20 protein-coding genes are annotated in these 23,788 nt (G+C 70.5%); 7 read left to right on the plus strand and 13 right to left on the minus strand.

Annotation, left to right across the window (positions count from 1 at the left end; genetic code table 11):
- Nucleotides 1-63 precede the first annotated feature (63 nt).
- Entirely contained in the window at nt 64-2,022 is a 1,959-nt protein-coding gene (locus ACLIME_RS07750) for an invasin domain 3-containing protein (RefSeq protein WP_411558576.1), read from the plus strand.
- 5 nt (nt 2,023-2,027) lie between these two features.
- On the opposite strand, the gene ACLIME_RS07755 is transcribed toward ACLIME_RS07750, so the two are convergent.
- From ACLIME_RS07755 to ACLIME_RS07810, 12 genes are all read right to left on the minus strand, one after another.
- Nucleotides 2,028-2,984, minus strand: a complete 957-nt coding sequence (locus ACLIME_RS07755; protein ID WP_236555500.1) for an oxygenase MpaB family protein — start codon at nt 2,982-2,984, stop codon at nt 2,028-2,030.
- Between the two features lie 124 nt (nt 2,985-3,108).
- Entirely contained in the window at nt 3,109-3,873 is a 765-nt protein-coding gene (locus ACLIME_RS07760; RefSeq protein WP_274500793.1) for an SAM-dependent methyltransferase, read from the minus strand.
- A gap of 35 nt (nt 3,874-3,908) precedes the next feature.
- Nucleotides 3,909-5,627, minus strand: a complete 1,719-nt coding sequence (locus ACLIME_RS07765; protein WP_411558577.1) for a dipeptide ABC transporter ATP-binding protein — start codon at nt 5,625-5,627, stop codon at nt 3,909-3,911.
- Nucleotides 5,624-6,496: an ABC transporter permease gene (locus tag ACLIME_RS07770; RefSeq protein WP_124769613.1), complete on the minus strand. Its 873-nt coding sequence runs from the start codon at nt 6,494-6,496 to the stop codon at nt 5,624-5,626. The genes ACLIME_RS07765 and ACLIME_RS07770 overlap by 4 nt, the downstream gene beginning before the upstream one ends.
- Nucleotides 6,493-7,584: an ABC transporter permease gene (locus tag ACLIME_RS07775; RefSeq protein ID WP_197977659.1), complete on the minus strand. Its 1,092-nt coding sequence runs from the start codon at nt 7,582-7,584 to the stop codon at nt 6,493-6,495. Before ACLIME_RS07775 ends, ACLIME_RS07770 begins: the two co-directional genes overlap by 4 nt.
- Nucleotides 7,585-7,655: 71 nt before the next feature.
- Nucleotides 7,656-9,278, minus strand: coding sequence for an ABC transporter substrate-binding protein (locus tag ACLIME_RS07780; protein ID WP_411558578.1), 1,623 nt, complete (start codon nt 9,276-9,278; stop codon nt 7,656-7,658).
- Between the two features lie 90 nt (nt 9,279-9,368).
- The gene (locus ACLIME_RS07785) at nt 9,369-10,889 is read right to left on the minus strand and encodes an NtaA/DmoA family FMN-dependent monooxygenase (protein ID WP_411558579.1); all 1,521 of its coding nucleotides are present in this window, start codon (nt 10,887-10,889) and stop codon (nt 9,369-9,371) included.
- Between the two features lie 83 nt (nt 10,890-10,972).
- The gene (locus tag ACLIME_RS07790) at nt 10,973-12,403 is read right to left on the minus strand and encodes an amidase (RefSeq protein ID WP_191941428.1); all 1,431 of its coding nucleotides are present in this window, start codon (nt 12,401-12,403) and stop codon (nt 10,973-10,975) included.
- 109 nt (nt 12,404-12,512) lie between these two features.
- Nucleotides 12,513-13,094, minus strand: coding sequence for a GNAT family N-acetyltransferase (locus ACLIME_RS07795; protein ID WP_079707223.1), 582 nt, complete (start codon nt 13,092-13,094; stop codon nt 12,513-12,515).
- 65 nt (nt 13,095-13,159) lie between these two features.
- Entirely contained in the window at nt 13,160-13,879 is a 720-nt protein-coding gene (locus ACLIME_RS07800; protein ID WP_411558580.1) for a uracil-DNA glycosylase, read from the minus strand.
- Between the two features lie 3 nt (nt 13,880-13,882).
- On the minus strand, nt 13,883-14,620 hold the full coding sequence (locus tag ACLIME_RS07805) for a Type 1 glutamine amidotransferase-like domain-containing protein (RefSeq protein WP_064295268.1): 738 nt from the start codon (nt 14,618-14,620) through the stop codon (nt 13,883-13,885).
- Nucleotides 14,621-14,660: 40 nt separating this feature from the next.
- Nucleotides 14,661-15,158, minus strand: coding sequence for a phosphoribosyltransferase (locus ACLIME_RS07810; protein ID WP_071262460.1), 498 nt, complete (start codon nt 15,156-15,158; stop codon nt 14,661-14,663).
- 45 nt (nt 15,159-15,203) lie between these two features.
- Here ACLIME_RS07810 and ACLIME_RS07815 point away from each other — a divergent pair, with 45 nt between their 5' ends.
- Nucleotides 15,204-16,742, plus strand: coding sequence for an MFS transporter (locus tag ACLIME_RS07815; RefSeq protein ID WP_411558581.1), 1,539 nt, complete (start codon nt 15,204-15,206; stop codon nt 16,740-16,742).
- 88 nt (nt 16,743-16,830) lie between these two features.
- Here ACLIME_RS07815 and ACLIME_RS07820 read toward each other — a convergent pair whose 3' ends face one another.
- Nucleotides 16,831-17,607, minus strand: coding sequence for an SDR family oxidoreductase (locus tag ACLIME_RS07820; RefSeq protein WP_191941430.1), 777 nt, complete (start codon nt 17,605-17,607; stop codon nt 16,831-16,833).
- 204 nt (nt 17,608-17,811) lie between these two features.
- On the opposite strand from ACLIME_RS07820, the gene ACLIME_RS07825 reads away from it, so the two are divergent.
- From ACLIME_RS07825 to ACLIME_RS07845, 5 genes are all read left to right on the plus strand, one after another.
- Nucleotides 17,812-19,137 (plus strand): bifunctional o-acetylhomoserine/o-acetylserine sulfhydrylase, encoded by a 1,326-nt coding sequence (locus ACLIME_RS07825; protein WP_079707226.1) that lies wholly within the window; start codon nt 17,812-17,814, stop codon nt 19,135-19,137.
- 284 nt (nt 19,138-19,421) lie between these two features.
- Nucleotides 19,422-20,627: a homoserine O-acetyltransferase MetX gene (gene metX, locus ACLIME_RS07830; protein ID WP_137243323.1), complete on the plus strand. Its 1,206-nt coding sequence runs from the start codon at nt 19,422-19,424 to the stop codon at nt 20,625-20,627.
- Nucleotides 20,628-20,707: 80 nt separating this feature from the next.
- Entirely contained in the window at nt 20,708-21,874 is a 1,167-nt protein-coding gene (locus ACLIME_RS07835) for a sensor histidine kinase (protein WP_137243324.1), read from the plus strand.
- Nucleotides 21,871-23,103 carry a hypothetical protein gene (locus tag ACLIME_RS07840; RefSeq protein WP_411558582.1) on the plus strand — a complete coding sequence of 411 codons (1,233 nt, stop codon included), beginning with the start codon at nt 21,871-21,873 and terminating at the stop codon, nt 23,101-23,103. Before ACLIME_RS07835 ends, ACLIME_RS07840 begins: the two co-directional genes overlap by 4 nt.
- Nucleotides 23,100-23,750, plus strand: a complete 651-nt coding sequence (locus ACLIME_RS07845) for a response regulator transcription factor (RefSeq protein WP_056012577.1) — start codon at nt 23,100-23,102, stop codon at nt 23,748-23,750. The genes ACLIME_RS07840 and ACLIME_RS07845 overlap by 4 nt, the downstream gene beginning before the upstream one ends.
- Nucleotides 23,751-23,788: the final 38 nt, after the last annotated feature.

Here is a 23,788-nt window from a genome sequence, read left to right on the forward strand (position 1 = left end):
ATATCTGTGGTTTACTAGAGGTATCCGAAGCGGTAGATCGCTCACCTCCCCCGATAGGAACACATGCGCACCCCCACTCTCCCCCGTCAGCGCTTCGCCGGTCGTGCTGCTGCCGCAGCGGCCGTCGCCACCGTGACCGCGGCCCTCCTGACCCCCATTGCCGCGCAGGCGGTCACGCCGGCGAGCGGACCCGACACGGGAGGCACACGGATCGAGACCCCGGCACCAGGAGTCTCCTCGACCGTGACCTCCATCGCATCCGGGCTCTACTTCACCCTCGAGTTGGACTCCGATGGATCGGTGTGGTCCCTCGGCGACGGAACGCTCGGCGAACTCGGCGATGGCACGACGACGAGGGCGCAGCTCACGCCCGTCCGGGTCGAGGGCCTCCCGCCGATCGCCGAGGTCGAAGCCGGCGACCGGTTCGCCATCGTCCGCGGCGTCGACGGCTCCGTCTGGACCTGGGGGCTCGGCTCATCGGGCCAATTGGGAATCGACGACACGGCGAATCAGACCCGTCCGGTCGAGGTGACCGCCCTCGCCGACCGGGACATCATCGACGTCGGAGCCGGGTCCGTCCACTCAATGGCCGTCGCGTCCGACGGCACGGTGTGGGCTTGGGGCTCCGGACTCGGCGATCAATTGGGGACCGGCGACCGGCAGCAACAGAACCTCCCGGTCCAGGTCCCCCTGCCGGTGCCGGCGTCCCGCGTGGCATCGAAGTACCTCACCTCCTTCGCCGTCGGGGTCGACGGGAGTCTGTGGGGATGGGGCGACAATTCCTACGGCGAGGTCGGTGAGGGTACCGCGATGCGGCAGCCCACCCCGACGAACGTCACGGCACTCGCGGGCGTCCCGGTCAAGGATGTCGATCCCAGTTTCCAGGCCACCACCGTCCTCACCGAGGCCGGTGCAGTCTGGACCTGGGGCCGCGGGTCGAACCTCGGCGACGGGAACACTGTGCGACGGCAACCGACGCCGGTGCCCGCATTGGACGGCGTCGTCGTCGACGAGATCGCGACCGGTGAAGCACACTCCCTGGCTCGGACGATCGACGGCCGGGTGTTCACGTGGGGCTACAACAGCAATGGACAGATCGGCGACGGTACAACCGCGATGCGACCCCTGCCCACCGACATCACCGGCTTCTCCTCTGCTCCGGTCATCGCTGTCGCGGCCGGACGGTCGCACTCCTTCGCGCTGACCACGGACGGCGAGCTCTTCGGCTTCGGGAACAACCAGTCGGGCCAGCTCGGTATTGGTGTGAACGGGAACACCGAGCGGACACCGACACGGTCTGACACGGTCCCGCTCAGCCCGGTCGGCGTCTCATTCGACGGGATCGCAGGAACCGACATCGCCGTGCCGTCCCCCGGCGTGGTCGCCGCCACGACCCCGCCCCACGCTGCCGGTCTCGTCGACGTGATCGTGACGACCGCCTGGTCGAGCGGCGTCCAGAGCGGGGCACCCGTTTACACGACGCCTCAGGCGTTCGAGTACATCCGCACCGCCGCAGCGGCCTCGTCGACCATCGAGGCGACGCCCGTCGAAATACCCGCCGACGGGACCTCCGAGTCCTCGGTCATCGTCTCCCTGCTGGGGTCCGACGGCATCCCCCTGGAGGTCGGCGGCGACACCGTCGTGCTGAGCACCTCCCTCGGCGCACTGTCCGAGGTCATCGACAACGGCGACGGCACCTACGGCGCGACGCTCACTGCGGGCTCCACCCCGGGTGAAGCCACGGTCGCGTTCTCCGTCAACGGTGTGGCGGGTGACACGACGGCCGTCGTGACCTTCACGGTCGTCGACCAGGGTCCCGGCGACGACGACGGCGGACCTGGCTCGGGCGACACGGGGTCTGGCTCAGGCGGAAGCGGAATCGGAACGTCCGCAGCATCGAACGGACTCGCCGACACCGGCACCGGCTGGACCATCGGCGCCATCATGGCGGCCCTGCTCGCCCTTCTCGGCGGCGGAGCGCTCCTCATCATCCGTCGACTACGAACCGCCCATCGGTCCTGACCGTCTCAGCCGGCATCGCGCGTGACCCGTCGGTGCCGGCGCAGGGCGGCCCGCTGACTCGGGGACTCACCGTGCAGGACGAGCCCGATGACCCAGAGGACGACGCGCGTCGCCGGCACGACCGGCAGCGGGATCGGCCCGAGGTGGGCGGTGCGGAGCCCGAGGATGCGGCGGTACTCGGGCGGGATCGTCGCGACCGCCCCGGCGAACAGGACCGAGTAGGCCGGGAGGAGCGACCGCTCGAGCGGCGGTCGGCGGAGGAAGGCGAGGGTCTCGGTCACCCGGGGACCACCGGTGAGCTCGCCCCGATCGAGGTAGCCCCGGAGCTGTTCCGCCAGTTCGTCGGCGGACCGCGGTGGGTCGACGACCCCCATGAGGTCCCCGGCGAGCGCCCAGTCGGAGACGTAGGCGTCCGGTCCGCCGGGGATCGGACCACCCCAGGTCCGCCGGACGCTCAGGAAGGCGTCGGTGAAGGCCAGGTGGACCCAGCGCAGGAGGTCGGGATCGTTGGCGGCGTAGGGCCGGGCGACTCCGTGCGCGTCAAGATACTCGCCCACCACGCGCTCGTGGAGTTTCAGGACGTAGTCGCTCGTCCGCCGCGCCGTCTCGCGATCGCCGTAGGTCACGGTGAAGATCCAACGAATGGTGCCGTCGAGCCGACCGAGGGGGTCCTCCCGGTATCGGGACCAGTCGTGGACACCGGCCAGGGCGCCCGGGTGGGCGGCCTGCAGCAGGAGCGCCCGGATACCGGCGACCATCGTCTCGACCCCGCCGTGGACGACCCAGGCCGCAGACTCGGGCGCGAAGTGGCCGGTGTCGGTTCCGTCCTCGAGATCGAGCGTCCACTGCGGCGGACGGTCCTGCTCGACGGCGAAGACGGAGAGGATGCGCGCCCGGAGGCCGGCGAGCAGCCGTGTGCGCAGACGGGAGACAGGACGTCGCCCGGTACCGCTGTCCGTCACTCGATCGTCCTCCGCCCGCTGTCACGACGAGCCTACGTCGGGATCGCGCGTCACCCGCCCGTAGGGGGATCGTCTCCCGTCTTCCGGTCCCTGAGCCTGTCGAAGGGCGCTTCGGCAGGGCTGCTCACCGGGCGGGCTTGCGGGCCTCGATGAGGGTTCGGGAGGAGTGCGCGACGAACGGGCCGTCCTCCTGCAGGGAACGGTGCAGCTCCTGCAGGCGGTCGAGGTACCGCGCGGAGGTGAATCCGGGCACCATCCAGATCACCTTGCGCAGGAACCAGACGATCGCACCGACGTCGTGGAACTCGATCCGCAGCCGTTCGGTCCGCAGCTCCACGATCTCGAGTCCGGCGGCGCGGGCGCCGTCGGCCTCGTCATCAGGGTGACGTGCTCGACGGACGGCTTCGGGCTGCGGGCCGAGGAAGGCCTCGACGAGTTCGAACACGCTCGCCGGTCCGACGTGCTGGGCGAGGTAGCCTCCTCCCGGCGCGATCACCCGCGCCACGTCGGCCCAGTCCACAGCTACGGGATGCCGGCTCGACACGAGCGCGAACGAGTCGTCCGCGAACGGCAGTGGAGCACCCTCCTCCGTGCGAACGACGACGACCCCGCGCGGGTGCAGGCGGGCGGCGGCTCGGGCGAGGTTCGGTGGCCAGGACTCGGTGGCGGCCGCGAGCGGTGGAAGCACCGGCGCCGTGTCGAGCACCTCTCCCCCGCCGGTCTCGAGGTCGAGCGAGGACGGGACGTCGGCCAGACGTCTCCCGAGCAGCTCCGAGAACCGCCAGGAGGGGCGCGCCTCACTGGCTCGGCCGTCGAGCCACGAGAAGTCCCATCCGTCGACCGAGGCGGCGTCGGCCTCGGCGACGAGGTCGTCGAACGATCGTGACATGGTCTCCTCCGTGCATGGCTCCGTGGTCGGTGCGCTCATCCGACGGCCTCGAACCGGCTCGGATCGAGCCGCTCGACGTCGAACCGCGGCACCGCGTCGAGCAGCTCCCGAGTGTACGCGTGCTGCGGATGCCCGAGGACGGCCGAGGCCGGACCCGACTCGACGACGCGCCCGGTCGACAGCACCGTCACCTCGTCGGCGATCTGCCGGACGAGACCGAGGTCGTGCGAGATGAACAGGTAGCTGAGCGCGTGCTCGTCCCGGAGGTCGAGGAGCAGTTCGACGATCTGCGCCTGCACCGAGACGTCGAGCGCCGAGGTGGGCTCGTCGAGGACGAGCACCGTCGGCGCGAGGACCAGCGTCCTCGCGAGTGCGACCCGCTGGCGCTGACCGCCCGACACCTCCCGTGCACGACGCCCCAGCGCACTCGTGGGGAGGGCCACCTGATCGAGGATGGTCGCGACGCGGCGCCGGCGTTCGGCGGCGCTCCGCACCCCGTGGATCCGCAGGGGCTCCTCGATGATCTGTCCGACGGTGTACCGCGGATCGACCGCCGAGAGCGGGTTCTGGTAGACCAGCTGGAGGTCGCGCGCGAAGGGGTTGGCGACGGCGTTGTCCCGTGACAGCTCCCGGCCGGCCACCCGCACCGACCCGTCGTCGAAGGACGTGAGCCCGGCGACGATGCGGGCGAGTGTCGATTTGCCCGACCCGGACTCGCCCACGAGCGCGTGGATCGAGCGCGGGCGGAGCATGAGCGAAGCCTCGTCGAGTGCGGGCGGCGTCTGAGGATCGCGCCCGTACCGTTTCGACACGTGCGACACCTCGACCACGGCGGGTGGCACGATCGTCCCGCCGCGCTGCTCCACCTGCACCTGCTCGGCCGCAGCGCGGATGCGTTCCCGGTAGCGCAGCGGCGACGACGCGGGCGAGTCGGAGAGCAGCGCGACCGTGTAGGGGTGCTGCGGTGCAAGCAGCACCTCCTCGGCCGGGCCCGATTCACGGACGTTCCCGTCCTGCAGGACCACGATCGCGTCGCTGCGCTCCTGCGCCAGCGCCAGGTCGTGGGTGATGAAGAGGATCCCGAGCCCGAGCTCCTGCCGGAGGCCGTCGAGGAGGTCGAGGATGCGCCGCTGGACGGTCACGTCGAGCGCGGACGTCGGTTCGTCGGCGATGAGCAGCTTGGGCCTCGCCGCGATGGCGATCGCGATGAGCACCCGCTGCAACTGCCCGCCGGAGAGCTCGTGCGGGTAGGACCGCACGCGGGCCGAGGCCTGACGGATGCCCACGTGCTCGAGCAACTCGATCACGCGCGCGGGGACCTCCGAGCGCGGGGTGTCGCCCGCCACCTGGACCGCCTGGGCGATCTGCACGCCGATCCGCTGCAGCGGGTCGAGTGAACTGAGCGGATCCTGCGGGATGAAACCCAGCGTCGAGCCGCGCAGGGGGCGCCACTGCTTCCGGGAGAAGTCGGCGACCTCGTGTCCGGCGACCGCGACCCGACCGGCGGTGACCGAGCCGTTGCCCGGGAGGAGTCCCGCGACCGCCCGGGCGATCGTGCTCTTCCCCGAACCGGACTGGCCCACGAGCGACACCGTCTCGCCGCGGCCGACCTGGAACGACACGTCGCGCACCGTGTCGGTCGGCCCCCTCGAGCCACGTGTCCGGTACCCGACGGCGAGTCCGTCGACGAGCAACGGCACCGGAGCCGCGTCGACGACATGGAGTGCGCTGTGCTGCGGGGCTGCCTGGTTCATGCGGTGGTCCTCTCGCGGGTGAGTTGGCTGAGACGGCTGATGGCGAGCACGGTGACGGCGATCACGAGGCCCGGGACGACGACGAGCCACGGCGAGGACACGACGTACTGACGACCCTCGGAGACGAGCAGGCCCCACTCCGGGTCGGGCGGCGGAGCTCCGTACCCGAGGAAGCTGAGCGAGGAGATCCAGATGATCGCGAGGCCGAACTGGAGGGCCGTGAGCGACAGCACCGCGGAGTACGAGTTCGGGAAGACGTGCTTCGCGAGGACGTACGCCCGCGACCCGCCGAGATGGTGACTCGCCTCGACGAACGGCAGGTCCTTCACCGTCAGCACCTCGGAGCGCATGATCCTCGTGAACGCCGCGATGGAGGATATCCCCACGGCGACGGCCGCGTTCAGGGTGCCGAAGCCGAGCGCCACGACGACGACCATCGCGAGGAGCAGCCCGGGGATCGAGAGCAGCACGTCGACGATCCGGCTGATGACGGCGTCGACGAGACCGCCGAACGAGGCGGCGACGAGCCCGAGGACCGTGCCGGCGCCGAGTCCGATGAGGACGGCGACCGCCGAGCCGAGCAGGGTCCGACCGGTGCCGTGGATCACCCGCGACAGCAGGTCGCGACCGAGGGAGTCGGTTCCGAACCAGTGCGCGACCGATGGAGCGGCGAGCGCGTTGGCGTCGTCGGGCTCGAGCGGGTCGTAAGGCGTGAGGAGGCCGGGTGCGATCACGGACACGAGGACGAGACCGACGACGATGATCGCCAGGACGTCCGCGACCCCGAGGCGGCCGAGGAGTCGACGGAACGCGTCCGGTCCGTCGTCGGCCGCGGTGACGTCGCGGTCCGCTTGGAGTCGGAGGCTCATGCGTCCACGCTCGCTTTCGTCGGGATACCGCCGGGTACCGCCGTCCCCGTCGCCGCCGCTGTCGCGACAGCAGGCCTGGCGAGGCGGGAGCGTCGTGACCTCCCATGCCCGGGCCTGACGATGCGCGGGTCGAGGACGGGGTAGACGAGGTCGGTCACGAGGTTGATGCCGACGTAGATGGAGGAGATGAGGATGACGACGGCCAGGATCACCGGGGTGTCCTGATCGCGCACGCTCTCGAAGGTGATGAATCCGAGGCCGGTGCGGGTGAACACGGCCTCCACGACGACGGCGCCGGCCAGCAACTCTCCGACGACGAGGGCGAGCATCGTGATCGACGGGATCGCACCGTTCTTCAGGACGTGGCCGAGGGCGATCCGGACCTCGCTCGTCCCCTTCGCGCGGAGCACGGTGACGAAGGGTTCGTCCGCAGCCTTCCGGAGTCCCTGGATCAACACCTGCGTCAACGGACCGTTGACGGCGAGCGCCAGGGTCAGCGCCGGGAGCACGTAGGACACGAAGCCCTGATCGCGCACCGACGACACCCAGCCGAGCTGGAAGGAGAAGATCGCGAGGAGCACGAAGCCGATGAGGAAGCTCGGCGCGGAGATGGAGGCGATGGGCGCCGATGCCGCGATGCTCCTGATCGCCCTGACGGGGGCGTACACGGCGGTGAGCGCGATCGCGAGCGACAGCACGATCGTCATGACGAACGCCACGCCCGCGAGCACGATCGTGTCCGAGAAGCCCTGCGCGACGAGGTCCGACACGGCACGACCGCTCACGAGCGAGTAGCCGAGGTCCCCGTGGAGGAGCCGCCCGACCGTCAGCGTGAACTGCTCGAGCGGCGACAGGTCGAAGTGGTAGTACGCCCGCAGTGCTTCGCCGGCGGACGGGGGCAGTGGGTTGAGCGGACTCGTCAGCTTGTTCTCGATGGGGTCGCCGGGCAGGACGAAGAGGGTGAAGAAGACGAGCGTGTAGACGAGCGCGATGACGAGGAGCGCCTGGGCGACGCGCCTGATCACGTACTCGCGGTACTGCCGGTGTCGCGTGTCCGCCGCGCTGGCGTTCGGATGCTGGTTGGACATGTGGGGCCTCCTCTCGGAAGGGACGGGACCGGACACGGGAGGGCGGACCGATCGACCGCCCTCCCGCTCGCTCAGTCCTCGATCGAGGTGTTGTAGAACTCCGGCAGGGCGCCGTCGGTGAGGGAGAAGCCCTTCACCCGCTGCTGGGTGACGAACACCTGGCTGTCGTTGAGGATCGGGACGACGTAGGCCTGGTCGATCAGGTGGTCCTGGATCTGTCCGAGGATCGCCGCACGGGTGTCGTCGTCGGTCGCGGCGTTCTGCGCGTCGAGCAGCGACTGCAGGGTCGTGTCGGAGCCGGCGAGACCGAGGAGGTCTGAGCCGTCCTTGCTGTAGTACTCGCTGAGGCCCTTCGAGGGGTCCGGGTGCGGCCAACCGACCCGAAGCGCCCCGACCTCCGGGTCCGCGAACGCGGTCGCCCAGTAGGTGGAGTAGTCGAGCTCGTTGAGCGACAGCTCGATCCCGACGTCCTTGAACTGGTTCTGGATCTGCTGGAAGAGGCTCTTCGCCGTGTTGTCGTAGACGTCGATGTAGGTCTTCACCGTGAGCCGCTCGCCGTCCTTCGTGCGGTAGCCGTCCGCGTCGCGCTCGGTCCAGCCGGCGCCGTCGAGGAGGCGGTTCGCCGCATCCGGGTCGTAGGCGAACTTCGCCGATTCGTCGACGTAGCCGAAGGTGCCCGGCGACAGGACCGACGTCGCGGGCGTCCAGCTGTCGGTGTACTGCGTCTCGATGATCTGCTCACGGTCGATCGCGTGCAGCAGCGCCTTGCGGACGTCGACGTCGTCGAGGAACGGCGCCTGGCTGCGGAGGAACCACTGGTTGCTGAGACCGACACCCGTCTTGGACACGATCTCGTAGCCGGCGTCGACGAGCCCTTGCTCCTCGCTCGGCTGGACGTAGCGGATGACGTCGGCCTCGCCCGACTTCAGGGTGCCGAGCCGGACGCTGTCTTCCTGCACGGGGATGACCGTGACCGAGGCGAGGTGCGCCTCGCCCTGGTTCGGGGAGGACGGCGGGGCCCAGGCGTACCCCTCACGACGGTCGAGCACGATCTCCTTGCCATAGGTCTCGGAGGCGACGACGAAGGGGCCCGAGCCGATGAGGTTCACGAACTTCGACTGCTCCTCCTTGCTCGCGTCGATCGTGGCGTCGGCGACGAGCCCGGATCCCCACCCGGTGAGCACGTTGAGGAAGGGCGCGTAGGGTGCGGCGAGGACGACGGTGACGGTGCTGGTCGCCTCGTCCGGCGTCGCGACGAGTCCGGGCGGGAACTGCGCGTTCGGGGTCGTGCCCTTCGCCTCGTCGCCGGTCGACTGCCAGTTCAGGTTCTTCGCGACGCTCGTGGCGTCGACGGCGGTGCCGTCGCTGTAGGTGACGCCGTCACGGATCACGAAGGTGTACGTGAGACCGTCGGGGCTGACGGTCCAGGAGTCGGCGATCCACGGTTCGAGTTCGCCCGTCTCCGCGTTGCGGTAGAGCAGTCGGTCGGTGATGTTCTGCTGGAGCGCACGGGTCTGCCATGTGCCCGCCTCCTGCACCTGCGCCGAGGTGGGGATCTCCGCGTCGAGGTAGGTGAGGCTGCCACCGTCCGCGTCGGACGAGGCCGACGCCGCAGAGCAGCCGGTCAGCGCGATGCTCACGGCGACGAGGGCTGCGGCGGCGAGTCGTGCTCGCCGTCTGGTGGTTCGGGTCATGACGGGTACTCCTGTGGGTCGGGGTGGTCCGGTGCTGTGCCGGTGTGGTTGCCCATCCTGGTCGGCGCACCGGGCCACCCCGCCGCTCTGTTACGACAGGTTTCCCGCGGGTTCCCTCGATGACGCCGTGTGACCGTCGAGCGCCCTCTCGTGCTGGTCGCCGAGGTTCCGTCCTCCGCGATATCGTGCGGCCGGGTGGTCGTCGGGGAGCCGGGCCGCCCCACCCGTCAGGCGCTCGCGGAGCGTCTCCCCCGGTCGATACGCGTCGCGCAGCCGCCCTCGGCGACGCAGCTCCGGCACGACGAGTTCGACGAAATCGGTGAGCGTGTCGAGGCTGTGGTACTGCCGCAGGTTGATCCCGTCGATACCGACCTCGTCCAACCATCGCTCGATCTCGTCGGCGACGACCTCGGGGGTGCCGACGGCGAAGAATTCCCGTTCGAGGTCGCTGCCGACCCGCACGATGAACTCGCCGACGGTGCCGGCCGTCACCTGCGGCGGCAGGGCGTCCGCCGGGACCCCCTCTGCGGCGAGCGCCTCGGCGACGGTCCAGTCCTCCGGGTGGGCCAGCGGGTCGAACGGCAGCCCGGCGTGCACGAACCGGCCGACGATACTCGCATGCTCGCGGTACTGCGCGGCCTTGGCCTCGGCCTCCTCCTGCGTCCGCCCGACGATGACGGCGGCCTGGACGACGATCTTCAGCGCGGCCCCGTCGCGTCCGTTGTCGGCCGCTGCCGCACGGAACCGCTCGAGGAGGGGTCCTGCACCACCTGGACCCCGCACGCCCGTGAACACGGCTTCGGCGTGCCGGCCGGCGAACGCGATGCCGGCAGGCGATGCGGTCGCGGTGTAGAGCAGCGGTGTCCGCTGCGCGCTCGGCTCGGACAGGTGCGGTCCGGCGACCTGGAAGTAGCGTCCGACGTGATCGATGTACCGCACCTTGTCGGGGTCGGAGTAGACGCCGGTCTCCCGGTCGCGGATGACGGCGTCGTCGTCCCAGGAGCCCTCCCAGAGCTTGTAGAGGACGTCCAGGTACTCCTCGGCGATCGCGAACCGTTCGTCGTGCGGGATCTCCTCGGCGAGGCCGAAGTTCCGTGCGGCGTTGGGCAGGTAGGAGGTGACGATGTTCCACGCGACGCGGCCGTTCGTCAGGTGGTCGAGGGTGCTCATGCGACGCGCGAAGGCGAACGGCGGCTCGTAGCTCGTCGAGAAGGTGATGCCGAAGCCGAGGTGCTCGGTCACGGCGGCCATCGCGGGGACGACGAGCAGCGGGTCGTTGTTGGGGATCTGCAGGCCCTCGCGCAGGGCGTCGGCCGGGCCGCCGCGGAAGACGTCGTAGGCGCCGACCACGTCCGCGATGAAGATCGCGTCGAACCCGCCCGCCTCCGCTGTCCGGGCAAGTGTCGTCCAGTACCGGATGTCGGTGTACTGGTCGCGTCGGTTGTCCGGCAGGCGCCAGAGGCCGTGGGTGATGTGGCTCACGCAGTTCATCTCGAACAGGTTGAGGATGAGCTGCTTGGGGCTGGACCGCGTCGGGCTGGACTGTTCGCTGATGATCGACTCCTCCGGTGAAGCGGCGATCGGTCCGTCCGGACCGGGCCGCCTCAGCACCCTAGGCGCAGCGGGAGGGACGAGGTCCGGCCGCGATGTCACATCCCGTCATACGCCACCGGGCGACGCGGGGCGACGATCGGTCAGCGGGCGACGGACGGGACGCGGTCCTGCCAGCGCAGTCGCCGTTCCAGTTGCGCACCGAGGGCGAGCAGGGTGGCCTCGCCACCGGGACGCCCGATCAGCTGGACGCCCATCGGCAGCCCCTCGGACGTCTCGTGCACCGGGAGCGTGATGGCCGGAAGGCCGGTCGCGTTCACGAAGGAGGTGTGCGGCGCGTAGCGCACCTGCTGCTCGAAGTTCAGCTCGGGCGAGTCCTGGTCGTACCACCCGATCGGCCGTGGTGTCTGGGCGAGCGCCGGCGTGATGATCGCGTCGAACGGCGCGAACTGCGCGAGAACGCTGCGTTCGAACCGGTGGAGACTGGCGAGCGTCTCCATGAGCCGGGTCGCCGGCAGCGCCCGACCGCGCTCGACGAGGGACCTCGTGACGGGTTCGAGGAGCGCCAGCTCCGCCTCCGAGGACGCCGGGACACCGGCCGCTGAGGCCTGCCAGATCGTCGTGAAGTCTGCCGGGTACCGTTCGGCGTCGCGGAGGGTGAGCTCCTCCAGGCCGTGCCCCATCGCGGTGAACGCCCGGGTGGCGACGTCGACGGCGGCGCGGGCCTCCGGGTCCACCGCCAGCTCGAAGGCGCTGTCCCAGGGTGAGCCGTCGAGGACCGCCAACTGGAACCGGCCTTCGCCGCGGACGGCGTGCCCGAGCAGTGGTCCGTCGTCGGCGTCGGGTGCGCGCAGCGTGAAGTGGTGGTCGATGCGTCCGTGCACGCGCTCGATCATCGCGTCGAGCAGGAGCGCCGCGTCGGCGACGGTCCGGGCGATCGGCCCGGGGACGACGAGGCCGGCGAGTCGGTCGACACCGGAGCCCGCGGGGACGAGCCCCCTCGTGGGCTTCAGGCCGACGAGCCCGCAGGCGGCCGCCGGGATGCGGACGGAGCCGCCACCGTCGGAGCCGGGGGCGAACGGGAGGAGCCGCGCGGCGACGGCGGCTGCGGCCCCGCCACTCGACCCCGCCGCTCCGCGGTCGAGGGCCCACGGGTTCCGCGTCGGCACCCCGTCGAGCGGCTCCGTGTAGCCGTAGAGCCCGAACTCCGGGGTCGCGGTCTTCCCGAGGCTCACCGCTCCGGCCCGGTCGAGGACGCCGACCAGCTCGTCGTCGGTCGTCGCCACGACCTCCGCGGTGAGCCGTGACCCGAAGCGGACGGGCTGACCGGCACGGGACACGAGGTCCTTGTCGCCGATCGGGAGTCCCCAGAGCGGTGCGGTCCGAGGAAGTGCCTCGACCGCCTCCACGCGTTCGGCGAGCGATCCGGCGGCGACCGAGGTGAAGGCGCCGATCGCGTCGTCGAGGCGCTCGATGCGGTCGAGGTAGTGCCGGGCGAGCTCCGTCGGTGAGACCTCGTCCCGCTGCAACGCCTGCCACTGCTCGAGCGCCGTCAGCTCGTGGAGTTCCGCCATGCGACCAGCCTAGAGGCGGCGCTCTCCTGTGGTCCCCGTTCCCCGGCCGTTCCGGTCCCTGGTCCCTGTCCGTTCCGGTCCCTGAGCCTGTCGAAGGGCGTCGACCGGTTCAGCGCTTCAAGGACTTCTGGAGGAGGACCGTGCCGATCCAGCGGCCGAACTTGAACCCGACACGGCCCATGCGGCCCACCTCGGTGAACCCGAACTTCTCGTGCAGGGCGATCGACGACTCGGCGCCCTTGTCGGCGATGACGGCCAGCATCTCCTTGAGCCCGGCGGCCTTCGAGCGCTCGATGAGCTCACCGAGCAGATCGGTGCCGAGGCCCTTGCCGGTCGCCGCCGCTCCGAGGTAGATCGAGCTCTCCACGGTGAATCGGTAGGCGCGCTTCTGCTTCCACGGCGCGCACAGCGCGTACCCGAGGATCTGTCCGGTCGGGTTGACGGCGACGATGAACGGGAGCTGGAGCCGCTGCAGGTAGGCGAACTTGGAGCGCCACTCGGCGAGGGTCATCGCGTCCTCGTCGAAGGTGACCATGCTGTTGGCGACGTAGTGGTTGTAGATCGCCCGGATGTCGGGCAGGTCGGCCGCAGTGGCGTCGCGCATCGTGAAGGCGAACGGCGTCTCGGGGGTCGGCGGCTTGCGCAGGTGCGGCGGCAGCCGGCGCCTCGGCTCGTACTCCTCTTCCAGCATCCCCCAAGCCTAACGAGGGGGTGGGTCGGCGGACAGCCCTTGCGGCCGATGCCACGACCCGATCGTCAGTCGAGCGACCAGTCGATCGGGTCCACGCCGCGGGAGACGAGGAAGTCGTTCGTGCGGCTGAACGGCTTCGAGCCGAAGAAGCCCCGCGAGGCGGAGAGCGGACTCGGGTGCGCCGAGACGATGACGTGGCGGTCGGGGTCGCCCGATGATTCGAGCAGCGGTGCCAGTCGTTCGGCGTCCTTGCCCCAGAGGATCGACACGAGCGGTGCGGGGCGTGCGGCGAGCGCGCGGATCGCCTGTTCGGTGACCGCCTCCCAGCCGTGTCGGCGGTGCGACCCGGCGGAACCCGCCTCGACCGTGAGGACGCGGTTGAGGAGCAGCACGCCCTGTCCGGTCCACGAACTGAGATCGCCGTGTTCCGGCGTCGGGACACCGAGGTCCTCGCGGAGTTCCCGATGGATGTTCGCGAGGCTGCGCGGCACCGGGCGGACCTCCCGGTCCGCGGCGAACGACAGGCCGATCGGATGACCCGGCGTCGGGTACGGGTCCTGCCCGACGATGAGGACCCGGACCGCGCTGAACGGCGTGCGGAAGGCCCGCAGGACGAGCTCGGGTGCCGGCAACCATCGGGCACCGGCCGCTGTCTGCGCCGCGAGCCAGTGGTCGATCGTCGCGAGGTCGTCCGCGACGGGTGCGAGCGCGTCGGCCCACCCCTCGTCCATCGACCCCACCGCGGCGAGCTGTGCCGGGGTGCCGCCGAGGATCCCGTTCGTCATGGACTACTGCTGCTGCGGCTGCTCGGCACCGATCGTGCGGACGACGACCCCGTGCTCGGCGGTGAAGACCTGCCAGACACTGCCGCCACCGAGGACGGAGAGCGCCCCCTGCCCGACGACGAGCGCCGTGTTCTCGTCGATCGCGACCCCGCCGTCGACGACCCCGGCCTCCGTCGCGGCGACGAGCCGCCCGAGGGTGCCCCACTGTGCGGCATGCGCCTCGACCGCGATGTCGACGAGCCCGAGACCGTCGCCGATCGTGACCTCGTCGAGTTCCTCGGACGCCGCCTCGGGGCTCACGGGGACCTCGCCGACACGCCATCCGCCGATGATCGCGTGCTCGGCGGCGATCATCGCGCCCGCCGAGATGCCGAGGTAGGGCAGACCGGACGCGACGAGGCGTCGGATGTCGGTGGCGACCGGCGCGACCGCCTCCGCGTAGGCCGAGGGCAGTCCGCCGCCGACGACGATCCCGTCGACCTCGGCCAGCTGAGCCTGCGCGACCACGCCGCCCTCGCGGACGACCACGCGGATCGCCTCGATCTCACCGGAGCGTGCGACGGCACGTTCCAGGGCGGCGGACTGCTCGAGCCCGTCACCGTCGTGCACGACGACGATCGCGATGCGCGGGGCCAACCGACCGGCGACGACCGCGAGCGCGGCCGCCTCGGCGATGAACGCTGCGTAGACGGTCGACTCGGTCTCTGGGGCGGCCGGACCGCCGAGGAGGAAAACACTCACCCTGAGACCCTACCCGGCACCCCGGATCAGGCGGGGACGATCAGGCCGTGATCGTCGGCAGCGTCGACCAGGGGAAGGAGATCCAGCGGTCGACACGCTTCCACACGTAGTCGGGGCGGAGCACCGTCTGCGGCTTCTCGTACAGCGTCACCGTGCGGACCTCCGCACCGCTCGCCTGCATGAGTTCCAGCACCATCGCGAGCGTGCGACCCGAGTCGGACACGTCGTCGACGAGCAGCACCCGGCTCCCCGGCAACCCGGCCACGTCGAGCAGCGGCGGGAGCACGACGGGCTCGGGGAGACGCGCGTCGACCCCGGTGTAGAACTCGACGTTCAGCGCGCCGCACGCCTTCACGTCGAGGGCGTAGGCGATGGCACCGGCGAGCAGGAGCCCACCGCGCGCGATCGCGACGACGGAGTCGGGCCGGAACCCGCTCGCGACGATCGCACTGGACAGTTCGCGGGCCGCGTCACCGAACGTGGGCCAGTCGAGGACCTCTCGCTCCGGGGACGCTGCGCTGGGGTTCTCGGTCGACATCCTCCAACGCTATCCTGCCGGCCGGGCCGCCTGTACCATCCCCACATGGCGCGAGACAGCACGACGACCGGCGGAGCCTCGGCGACCGGATGGCGGACGTCGATCCGTGGGTCGGCAGCCGGCATCACCGCAGGACTCATCGGCTGGTTGTTCCTCGTCGAGATCACGAGCGGCGTCCTGCAGGGCTACTACGTCCCGCTCATCCCGGACCTTGTCGAGCACCTGGGCATCCACGACGCGGACTTCAACTGGTTCGAGGCCGCGCAACTGCTGTTGTCGGCGCTCGTCGTCCCCATCCTCGCGAAGCTCGGCGACATGTTCGGGCACAAGCGGGTCCTCCTCGTCTCCACCGTGTTGACGGCCGGCGCCAGCTGGTGGCTCGTCCTCGCCGGGGACTTCTGGTCGTTCCTCGCGGCCTGGGCACTGCAGGGCTTCTACGTCGTGTGGCTGCCACTCGAGATCGCACTCATCTTCGAGCGGGGCCGTCGCTCCGGAACCGGGGCCTCGCAGACCCGCCGGGCCGCCGGCCTGCTCGTCGTGGCGCTCGAGGCCGGCGCCATCATCGGTGCGCTGTCGAGCGGACGCATCCTCACCGCCCTCGGCGGCGACATCCCACTCACGATGATGCTGCCGGCCGTCGCGGTGACCCTCGTCTTCTTCGCCATCCTGTTCGGCGTCCCCGAGTCCGAACCCCTGCCGGGCAGGACTTTGGACCTCGCGGGCTTCGTACTCCTCAGCCTCGCGCTCCTGCTCATCACCTCTGGGCTCACCTTCCTGCGACTCAACGGTCCGCAGACGTGGTGGGTGTGGGGGCTCATCGCGATCGGCGTGCTCGCGTTCCTGCCGTTCGGGCGACATGAACTGCGGCAGCCCGACCCGGCGATCGACCTCCGGGTGCTCCGGCAACCCAACATGTGGCCGGTGCAACTGACCGCCGGGCTCATCGGGATCAGCCTGCTCGGCGCCCAGGCCCCGCTCAGCACCTATGCGGGGACACCCCGGGAGAACGGATACGGACTCGGGCTCGACGCCGGCGACATCTCCACGCTCATCGGCGCCTACCTGATCTCGATGATCGTCGGTGCGCTCCTGTTCCCACTCGTGTCGCGCTGGGCGACGCCTCGGATCGCGCTCATCATCGCCGCCTCACTCGTCGCGGTCGGGTATCTGCTGTTCCTCCCGTTCCACCTCGAGACGTGGCAGGTCTTCCTGAACATGGCGATCGCGGGGCTCGGCTCCGGTGCCCTCGTCGGAGCCATGCCGGCCGCGGCCGCGGCCGCGGCACCTCGCGGGCAGACGGGCGTCGCGTCGGCACTGACCAACACGACGAAGACGATCGGTGGCTCCTTCGCCTCGGCCGTCTTCGGCGTGGTGCTGTTCGCCGGCGCCGCGCAGGCCGTCACGGCCGGGGCGTCGAGCCTGTCCGGCTACCTCACGGTCTGGGCGATCTGCGGGGCGGGTGCGCTCGTCGCCGCCGTCCTGCTCTGCTTCGTCCCGAAACTCGCCTTCGCGGACGCGGCCCCGGTCGACGCGGAACCCGGGCCACGCGTCGATCCCGCTGACGAGCACCCGACCGGTCACTGACCTCCCGCCCGGTCGCTGACTGCAACCGGTCCCTGAACTCCCGACCGGTCCCTGAACTCCCGACCGGTCTCTGAGCCTGTCGAAGGGTCTACTCCGCGACGCGCAACGGCCCCTTCGCCAGGCGGTACGGGGCGGCCTGGGCGACCGGCTTGATCGTGATGAGGTCGAGGTTGACGTGGGGCGGCAGGGAGGTCGCGTGGACGATCGCCTCGGCGACGTCGTCGGCCGAGAGCGGATCCGGCACGTCCTCGTAGACGGCGTCGGCGCGGTCCTGGTCGCCACCGAAGCGCACGAGCGAGAACTCCTCGGTGTGGACCATGCCCGGCGCCACCTCGATCACCCGGATCGGTTCGCCGTTGAGCTCGAGCCGGAGCACCTCGAAGAGCGCCCGCTCGGCGAACTTCGCCGCGTTGTACCCGCCGCCACCCACGTAGGCGACGTGGCCCGCGATCGAGGTGACACCGACGATGGTGGCGGCACCACCCTCCGGGATGCTCCGGCGGAGGATCGGCAGGAGCGCCTGGACCACGCGCTTCGTGCCGAGGACGTTGATGTCGAACATGCGGCGCCAGTCCTCCGCGTCGCCGTCCTCGACGGACGCGAGGCCGAAGGCACCGCCCGCGTTGTTGACGAGCGCCTGGGCGCCACCGAGTACCTCCACCCGGGCGGCGAGCGCGTCGACGTCCGCCTGCACGGTCAGATCCGCGACGACCGCCGTACCGCCGATGTCCGCGACGAGCGCTTCGAGCCGCTCTGCTCGGCGGGCCACCGCCACGACGTCCCAGCCGTCGGCGGCGAATCGCCTCGCGGTCGCCTCCCCGATCCCTGAACTCGCACCGGTCACCACCACACGTCTCGTCGTCATGCCTCCAGGGTAGCCACCGGTCCGAGGCGTTACGCCGTGTTTCCGCGTGGTTGGCGCGTGCAGGTGGGGCCGGTAGCCTCGGGGTCACGACGGAGCACCACCCGGAGCCACTCCCGGCGACATCGCTGTCGGACCGAGCGGCCACACCGGCGGCACCCATCACCCGAGCAGCACCGACCACCCGAGCAGAGGGGACCATCCACCATGAGCGATGCCACGAACGACTGGAAGTTCGAGACGAAGCAGATCCACTCCGGAGCTGCGCCCGACCCGGTCACGAAGGCTCGGGCCACGCCGATCTACCAGACGACGAGCTACGTGTTCGACAACGCCGACCACGCGAAGAACCTCTTCGCCCTCGCGGAGTTCGGCAACATCTACACGCGCATCCAGAACCCGACGCAGGCCGTCGTCGAGGAGCGCCTGACCGCGCTCGAGGGTGGCAGCGGTGCCCTCCTCCTCGCCTCGGGGCAGGCGGCGGAGGCCTCGGCGGTCCTCAACATCGCGCAGGCGGGCGACCACATCGTGTCGTCCTCGTCGATCTACGGCGGCACGTACAACCTCTTCAAGTACACACTCGCGAAGCTCGGCATCGAGACCACCTTCGTGGAGAACCAGGACGACGCCGAGGAGTGGCGGCGTGCGGTTCGCCCGAACACGAAGCTGTTCTTCGCGGAGACGATCGGCAACCCGAAGATCAACATCCTCGACATCCGCCTCGTCGCCGACGTCGCGCACGAGGCCGGCGTCCCGCTGATCGTCGACAACACGATCGCCACGCCGTACCTCATCCGTCCCTTCGAGCACGGAGCGGACATCATCGTGCACTCGGCGACGAAGTTCCTCGGCGGTCACGGCACGGTCATCGGCGGTGTCATCGTCGACGGCGGCACCTTCTCCTGGACCGGGCACGCGGACAAGTTCCCGGGCCTCACGACGCCGGACCCCTCGTACCACGGCGCGGTCTACACCGACGCCGTGGGCGACTCGCTCGCCTACATCATCAAGGCGCGCGTGCAGCTCCTGCGCGACCTGGGTGCGGCCATCGCCCCGGCGAGCGCCTGGCAGCTCATCCAGGGCATCGAGACGCTCAGCCTCCGCATCGAGCGCCACGTGCAGAACGCCCAGCAGGTCGCCGAGTGGCTCGACGCCCACCCAGACATCGCGAGCGTCAACTACTCGGGTCTGCCGTCGAGCCCCTGGTACGCGGCGGCCAACCAGTACGCCCCGAAGGGTGTCGGAGCAGTTCTGTCCTTCGAGCTGAAGGGCGGGGTCGACGCCGGCCGCGCCTTCGTGAACTCGCTGCAGTTGTTCTCGCACCTCGCGAACATCGGCGACGTCCGTTCGCTCGTCATCCACCCGGCGTCGACGACGCACTCGCAGCTCACCCCGGAGCAGCAGCTCACGGCCGGCGTCACGCCCGGGCTCGTGCGGCTCTCGGTGGGACTCGAGAACATCGACGACATCACGGCCGACCTCCAGGCCGGTCTGACCGCCGCGAAGCAGGTCGTCGAGGCCGCCCGGGTCTGAGTCCGTCCCGAGGCGTCCCCTCCTGGGTTGCGCCAGCGCGGTGCGCTGACGCGAGCGCACCCCACAACCGCGAGCGCGGGTCTCCAGAGACCCGCGCTCGCGTCGTTCGTTGCGCACTCGGGCCGGTTCCTCGTCGCTCGGGCCCGTTCCCCGTCACTCGAGCCCGTTCCGGTGCGCCGGAGCCGACGGGAGTGCACTCGCGCCAGCGCACCGCGCCGACCTCGACCGATCGGTTGACGTAACACGGCCGGTCGACGCCCCAGGGCACGCCACAATGGAGACCTATGGACTGGCAGACCCCGGAAGACAGCGTGCCCTCCCGCTTCGTGACCGAAGCCGAGGTCGGCGCCCTGCTCGCGAACCCGCCCTCGAGCGGCGCCTGGCGCGACGGCGACCGGCCGGGCGACCGGCTCTTCGCCCCGCTCGGCCGCCTCGACTTCGAGCACGGCGGGAGCATCCCGCACGCCAGACTCGCCTACGAGACCTGGGGCACGCTCGACGACGACGGCGGCAACGCTGTCCTCATCCTCCACGCGCTCACCGGAGACAGCCACGTCCTCGGAGGCGCCGGCAACGGGCATGCGACCGCCGGGTGGTGGGCCGGCATCGTCGGTCCGGGACTCGCCGTCGACACGGACCGCTGGTTCGTCGTCGCGCCGAACATGATCGGCGGCTGCCAGGGCAGCACCGGCCCCTCCTCCTTCGCGCCCGACGGCGTCGAGTGGGGTTCGCGGTTCCCGTACACCTCGATCCGCGACCAGGTCGAGGCCCAGCACCGACTGCTCGGACACCTCGGACTCGACCGCTGGGCCGCGGTGATCGGTGGCTCGATGGGCGGCATGCACGCCCTCGAGTGGGCCGCCACCCACCCCGAGCTCGTCGACCGACTGGCCGTGATCGCCGCGCCCCCGGTCACGACGGCTGACCAGATCTCGCTGAACTTCGTGCAACTCGAAGCGGTCCGCACGGACCCGCACTTCCAGGGCGGCGACTACTACGACGCCCCGGACGGCGAGGGCCCGCACCGAGGCCTCGCGCTCGCCCGCCGGATGGCCCTGCTCAACTACCGCAGCCCGGGTGAGCTGAACGCCCGGTTCGAGCGCAGCTGGCAGTCGAGCGTGAGCCCGCTCGGGCACGGCGGACGCTTCGCCGTCGAGTCCTACCTCGACTTCCACGGCAACAAGTTCACGCGACGCTTCGACGCCGGGAGCTACGTGACCCTCGTCGAGGCGATGAACTCGCACGACGTCGGACGCGATCGCGGCGGCGTCGGCGCGGCGCTGCGGGCCTACACCGGTCCATCGCTCGTGCTCGGGATCGACAGCGACCGGCTCTTCCCGGTCAGTGGGCAGGAGGAGATCGCGCTCCACCTCCCCGGCAACCTCGACGGCACACGACCGTCGGTCCTCCGGTCCGACTTCGGACACGACGGCTTCCTCATCGAGAACGCGTTGGTCGCCCCGCATCTCAGCCGGCTCCTCGCCGTCTGACAGCTGCGCCCCGTCTGTCCGACACCCGTTCCGCGGCGGTCGTGTCACCCGATAGGGTGACTCCTCAGAGGAGCGTGAGCATGGATCGGGTGGCGAGGACCCAGCGACGGCTGCTGCTGCGTACGACGCGTCTCTTCGGACTCGCGGGGTGCGTCACGGCCGCGATGATCCTCAGCGTCCCGGGCGTCGTCTCGGGAGGTCGGTACACCGTCCTCCTCGTCCTCGTCGCCGCCCTCGCGCTCACCCACGTGGCCGCCGAGCAGTACGACGGCCGTCGGTGGGTGGTGCTGGTGTTCCTGGTCGGTGTCGGGGTCGTGATCGTGATCGGTCTGTCCGACGGGAACACCGGCCAGGTCGGCTCCGCGAGCGCGATCGCCGCGATCACCTCCCTCGGCATGGGCGCCGTCGCGGCACGACTCGTGCCGCTCCGGCGCACCTGGCCGTTGCTCCTGACCGCGTTCGTCGTGACGGCGGTCACCATCATCGTCGTCACCGGGCCCACCGCGCTCACGGTCCCGACCATCGGCCTGACCGCGGTCGTGTGGGTCGCGATCGGTGCCTTCGGCGGGTGGCTCGACACGAGCATCCCGCGGCTCATCCGCCGGGTCGACACCATCGGCAACGCCTACAACGCCGAGCGGCTCGCGAGCCAGGCCGAATCACAGCGACGCCAGGACGCACGACTGCTGCACGACACCGCGCTCGCGACCCTCACGATGCTCGCCCACTCCGGACGCGGCGTCGACGCCGCAGCCCTCCGTTCGCAGGCCGGGAACGACGCGCATCTGCTCCGCAGCCTCCGCCTCGGCGAGGAGCTCAGCCCCGTCTCCTCCGGCTCGTACATCCTCCAGCGAGGTGCCGACTTCACCCTCGACGAGGGCATCGAGGCCGTGACGGACCGGTTCGCCGGGCTCGGCCTCACGGTCAACGTCTACGGCGGTGGACAGGCGAACCTCGACCCACGTGTGCGGGAGGCGTTCCTCCTCGCGCTCGGGGAGTGCCTGGAGAACGTCCGGCGTCACTCCGGGGTCGACTCGGCCGACGTCACGGTCTCGATCGACGAGCTGACCGCCCGACTCCTCATCACCGACACCGGCACCGGGTTCGATCCGTCGGCCGTGCCGGACGGCCACCTCGGCGTCGCGGAATCGGTCGTCGCGCGCATCCAGGAGGTCGGTGGGCAGGCGCGTGTCTTCTCCGCCCCGGGGGCCGGGACGACCGTCATCCTGGAGGTCCCGCAAGCATGAGTGTCGACGCCCTCGTTGAGGCCACCGGGCCGACCCGGCGCTACCGCCATCGGCGCGCCATCGACCGGCAGCGCTCGTCACTCGGAACGACACAGCTCGGCATCGGGCTGTCGGTGTCCGGCCTCATCCTCGTCGTCTACGCCGCGATCCGCTTCGTCGGCTCGGTCCACCACTACCCGCGACCACTGCTCAGCGTCGTCGCCTGGCTGCTGCTCACCGCGGCGATCGCGTCGACCTTCCTCCTGCTCCGCCGTTCCGCGTTCCACCTCTCGGACCGGCTGTTCGTCGCGCTCCTGATCCAGCTGGTGGTGGTCGCCGCGCTCGACCTGGCGAGCGTCTGGAGTCGCGACGCCGTTGGCGTCTATCCGACGGCGGCCGCGGCGGTCGGCGGCGTCCTGCTCGCGGTCGTCGCCCTCCGCCCGGTCCGCGACATCGCCGCCGCGACCGTGGTGCTCGGGCTGATGCTCGTGGGGTCGATCCTCACGATCACGCGGACCCAGACCGCGACGCTCGGGGCGGAGTTGCTCTTCGCCGCGGTCGCCGTCGTCCCCCCGCTCATCGCCTGCGCGATCGTCTCCCAGTACCGCCGGATCGTCCGCCTCGAACTCGACCGGGTCATGGTCGCCTCCACGGTCGCGAGCGTCCGGGACGCACTCGGGTTCTTCGACTCGGAGGAACTCGTCACCCTCGACCTCGAAGCGGAGGAGCTGTTCGTCGGTGTCGCCGACGGTTCGGTCGACCTCCCGCTCAGCCCCGAGCTCGCGGCGCGCGCCTCACGCCTCGCGACCGAGCTCCGGCGTCATCTGATGTCCGAGGGCAAGGAGTCCTGGCTCGAGCACGCGTTCCAGGAGTCGTCCGTGTTGTCGGACCGCGCGACCCTGCGCGACCCCGAGCGACTTGCGACGTATCTCGCAACGGATCAGCGGGATGGACTGCTCTCTGCAGTATGGTTGCTCCTCGGGGAAGCAGATGCGCAGAGTGCCAGAGCTGTGCTGACGCTCGGACCGGTCGACCGCTCCGAACGACCGGGCCGATCTGGTGCGCTCGTCATCCCGATCGTCCTCGAAGCGGTCGGAGTGCAACGCGCCAAGGTGGATCCCGCGGTGTGGGAAGCGCTCGGACGAGTGGGCAGCTCCACGGACACGTACCAGAAATCCCGGATCAGGATCGAGATCGACAGCACCGTCGACAATCCTGCTGCGGGCCAGCGGAAAGGGGAACGTCAATGACGTCACAGGAGTCTCGCATCAGGGTCGGCATCGTCGATGACCACCGGATGCTGCTCGGTGCGCTCACCGAATGGATCAGGAGCGTCGCCGACGACATCGAACTCGTCGTCGTGACCCCGTCCTGGCCGGAGCTGCTGACGCACCCCGCCTTCCCCGTCGACGTCCTGCTGCTCGACGTCGACCTCAAGGACAACGTCCCGGTCGCCGTGAAGCTCGCGACGCTGAAGACCACGGGCGTCACGACCGTCCTCATGAGCACCTACAGCGACCCGGCGGTCGTCCGCGAGGCATTGGCCGCCGGCGCCCTGGGCTACCTCGCGAAGAGCGAGGACGCCGAGACCATCGTGCACGCCCTCCGTGCGGCGTCACGCGGTGAGTCCTACATCTCCCCCGAGCTCGACCTCGCCCTCGCGAGCGGCGCCTCCGGGACCGGCCCCCGCCTCAGCGCGCAGGAGCGTCGCGTCATGGCGCTGTACGCCGCCGGTGAGCCCGTGAAGATGGTTGCCGAGAGCCTCGGCATCTCCGACGAGACCGCGAAGAGCTACCTCAAGCGCATCCGCGAGAAGTACCGCAACGCCGGCATCGACGTCGGCACGAAGGTCGCCCTGCGCAAGCGGGCGATCCTCGACGGCATCATCGTCGACTAGCAGCGCGGTGCGCCGACGCGAGCGCGCGGGTATCGGTT

Origin of the sequence: Plantibacter sp. MPB07 (assembly GCF_046619465.1) — a bacterium.
Taxonomy (GTDB): Bacteria; Actinomycetota; Actinomycetes; order Actinomycetales; family Microbacteriaceae; genus Plantibacter; species Plantibacter auratus.

What these genes read in the sequence shown, in the direction of transcription:
- ACLIME_RS07775 (WP_197977659.1), bottom strand. Translation starts at nt 7,584, where the DNA reads ATGTCCAACCAGCATCCGAACGCCAGCGCGGCGGACACGCGACACCGG.
- ACLIME_RS07750 (WP_411558576.1), top strand. Translation starts at nt 64, where the DNA reads ATGCGCACCCCCACTCTCCCCCGTCAGCGCTTCGCCGGTCGTGCTGCT.
- ACLIME_RS07840 (WP_411558582.1), top strand. Translation starts at nt 21,871, where the DNA reads ATGAGTGTCGACGCCCTCGTTGAGGCCACCGGGCCGACCCGGCGCTAC.
- ACLIME_RS07795 (WP_079707223.1), bottom strand. Translation starts at nt 13,094, where the DNA reads ATGCTGGAAGAGGAGTACGAGCCGAGGCGCCGGCTGCCGCCGCACCTG.
- ACLIME_RS07780 (WP_411558578.1), bottom strand. Translation starts at nt 9,278, where the DNA reads ATGACCCGAACCACCAGACGGCGAGCACGACTCGCCGCCGCAGCCCTC.
- ACLIME_RS07835 (WP_137243324.1), top strand. Translation starts at nt 20,708, where the DNA reads ATGGATCGGGTGGCGAGGACCCAGCGACGGCTGCTGCTGCGTACGACG.
- ACLIME_RS07820 (WP_191941430.1), bottom strand. Translation starts at nt 17,607, where the DNA reads ATGACGACGAGACGTGTGGTGGTGACCGGTGCGAGTTCAGGGATCGGG.
- ACLIME_RS07790 (WP_191941428.1), bottom strand. Translation starts at nt 12,403, where the DNA reads ATGGCGGAACTCCACGAGCTGACGGCGCTCGAGCAGTGGCAGGCGTTG.
- ACLIME_RS07810 (WP_071262460.1), bottom strand. Translation starts at nt 15,158, where the DNA reads ATGTCGACCGAGAACCCCAGCGCAGCGTCCCCGGAGCGAGAGGTCCTC.
- ACLIME_RS07770 (WP_124769613.1), bottom strand. Translation starts at nt 6,496, where the DNA reads ATGAGCCTCCGACTCCAAGCGGACCGCGACGTCACCGCGGCCGACGAC.
- ACLIME_RS07800 (WP_411558580.1), bottom strand. Translation starts at nt 13,879, where the DNA reads ATGACGAACGGGATCCTCGGCGGCACCCCGGCACAGCTCGCCGCGGTG.
- ACLIME_RS07815 (WP_411558581.1), top strand. Translation starts at nt 15,204, where the DNA reads ATGGCGCGAGACAGCACGACGACCGGCGGAGCCTCGGCGACCGGATGG.
- ACLIME_RS07825 (WP_079707226.1), top strand. Translation starts at nt 17,812, where the DNA reads ATGAGCGATGCCACGAACGACTGGAAGTTCGAGACGAAGCAGATCCAC.
- ACLIME_RS07845 (WP_056012577.1), top strand. Translation starts at nt 23,100, where the DNA reads ATGACGTCACAGGAGTCTCGCATCAGGGTCGGCATCGTCGATGACCAC.
- metX (WP_137243323.1), top strand. Translation starts at nt 19,422, where the DNA reads ATGGACTGGCAGACCCCGGAAGACAGCGTGCCCTCCCGCTTCGTGACC.
- ACLIME_RS07765 (WP_411558577.1), bottom strand. Translation starts at nt 5,627, where the DNA reads ATGAACCAGGCAGCCCCGCAGCACAGCGCACTCCATGTCGTCGACGCG.
- ACLIME_RS07760 (WP_274500793.1), bottom strand. Translation starts at nt 3,873, where the DNA reads ATGTCACGATCGTTCGACGACCTCGTCGCCGAGGCCGACGCCGCCTCG.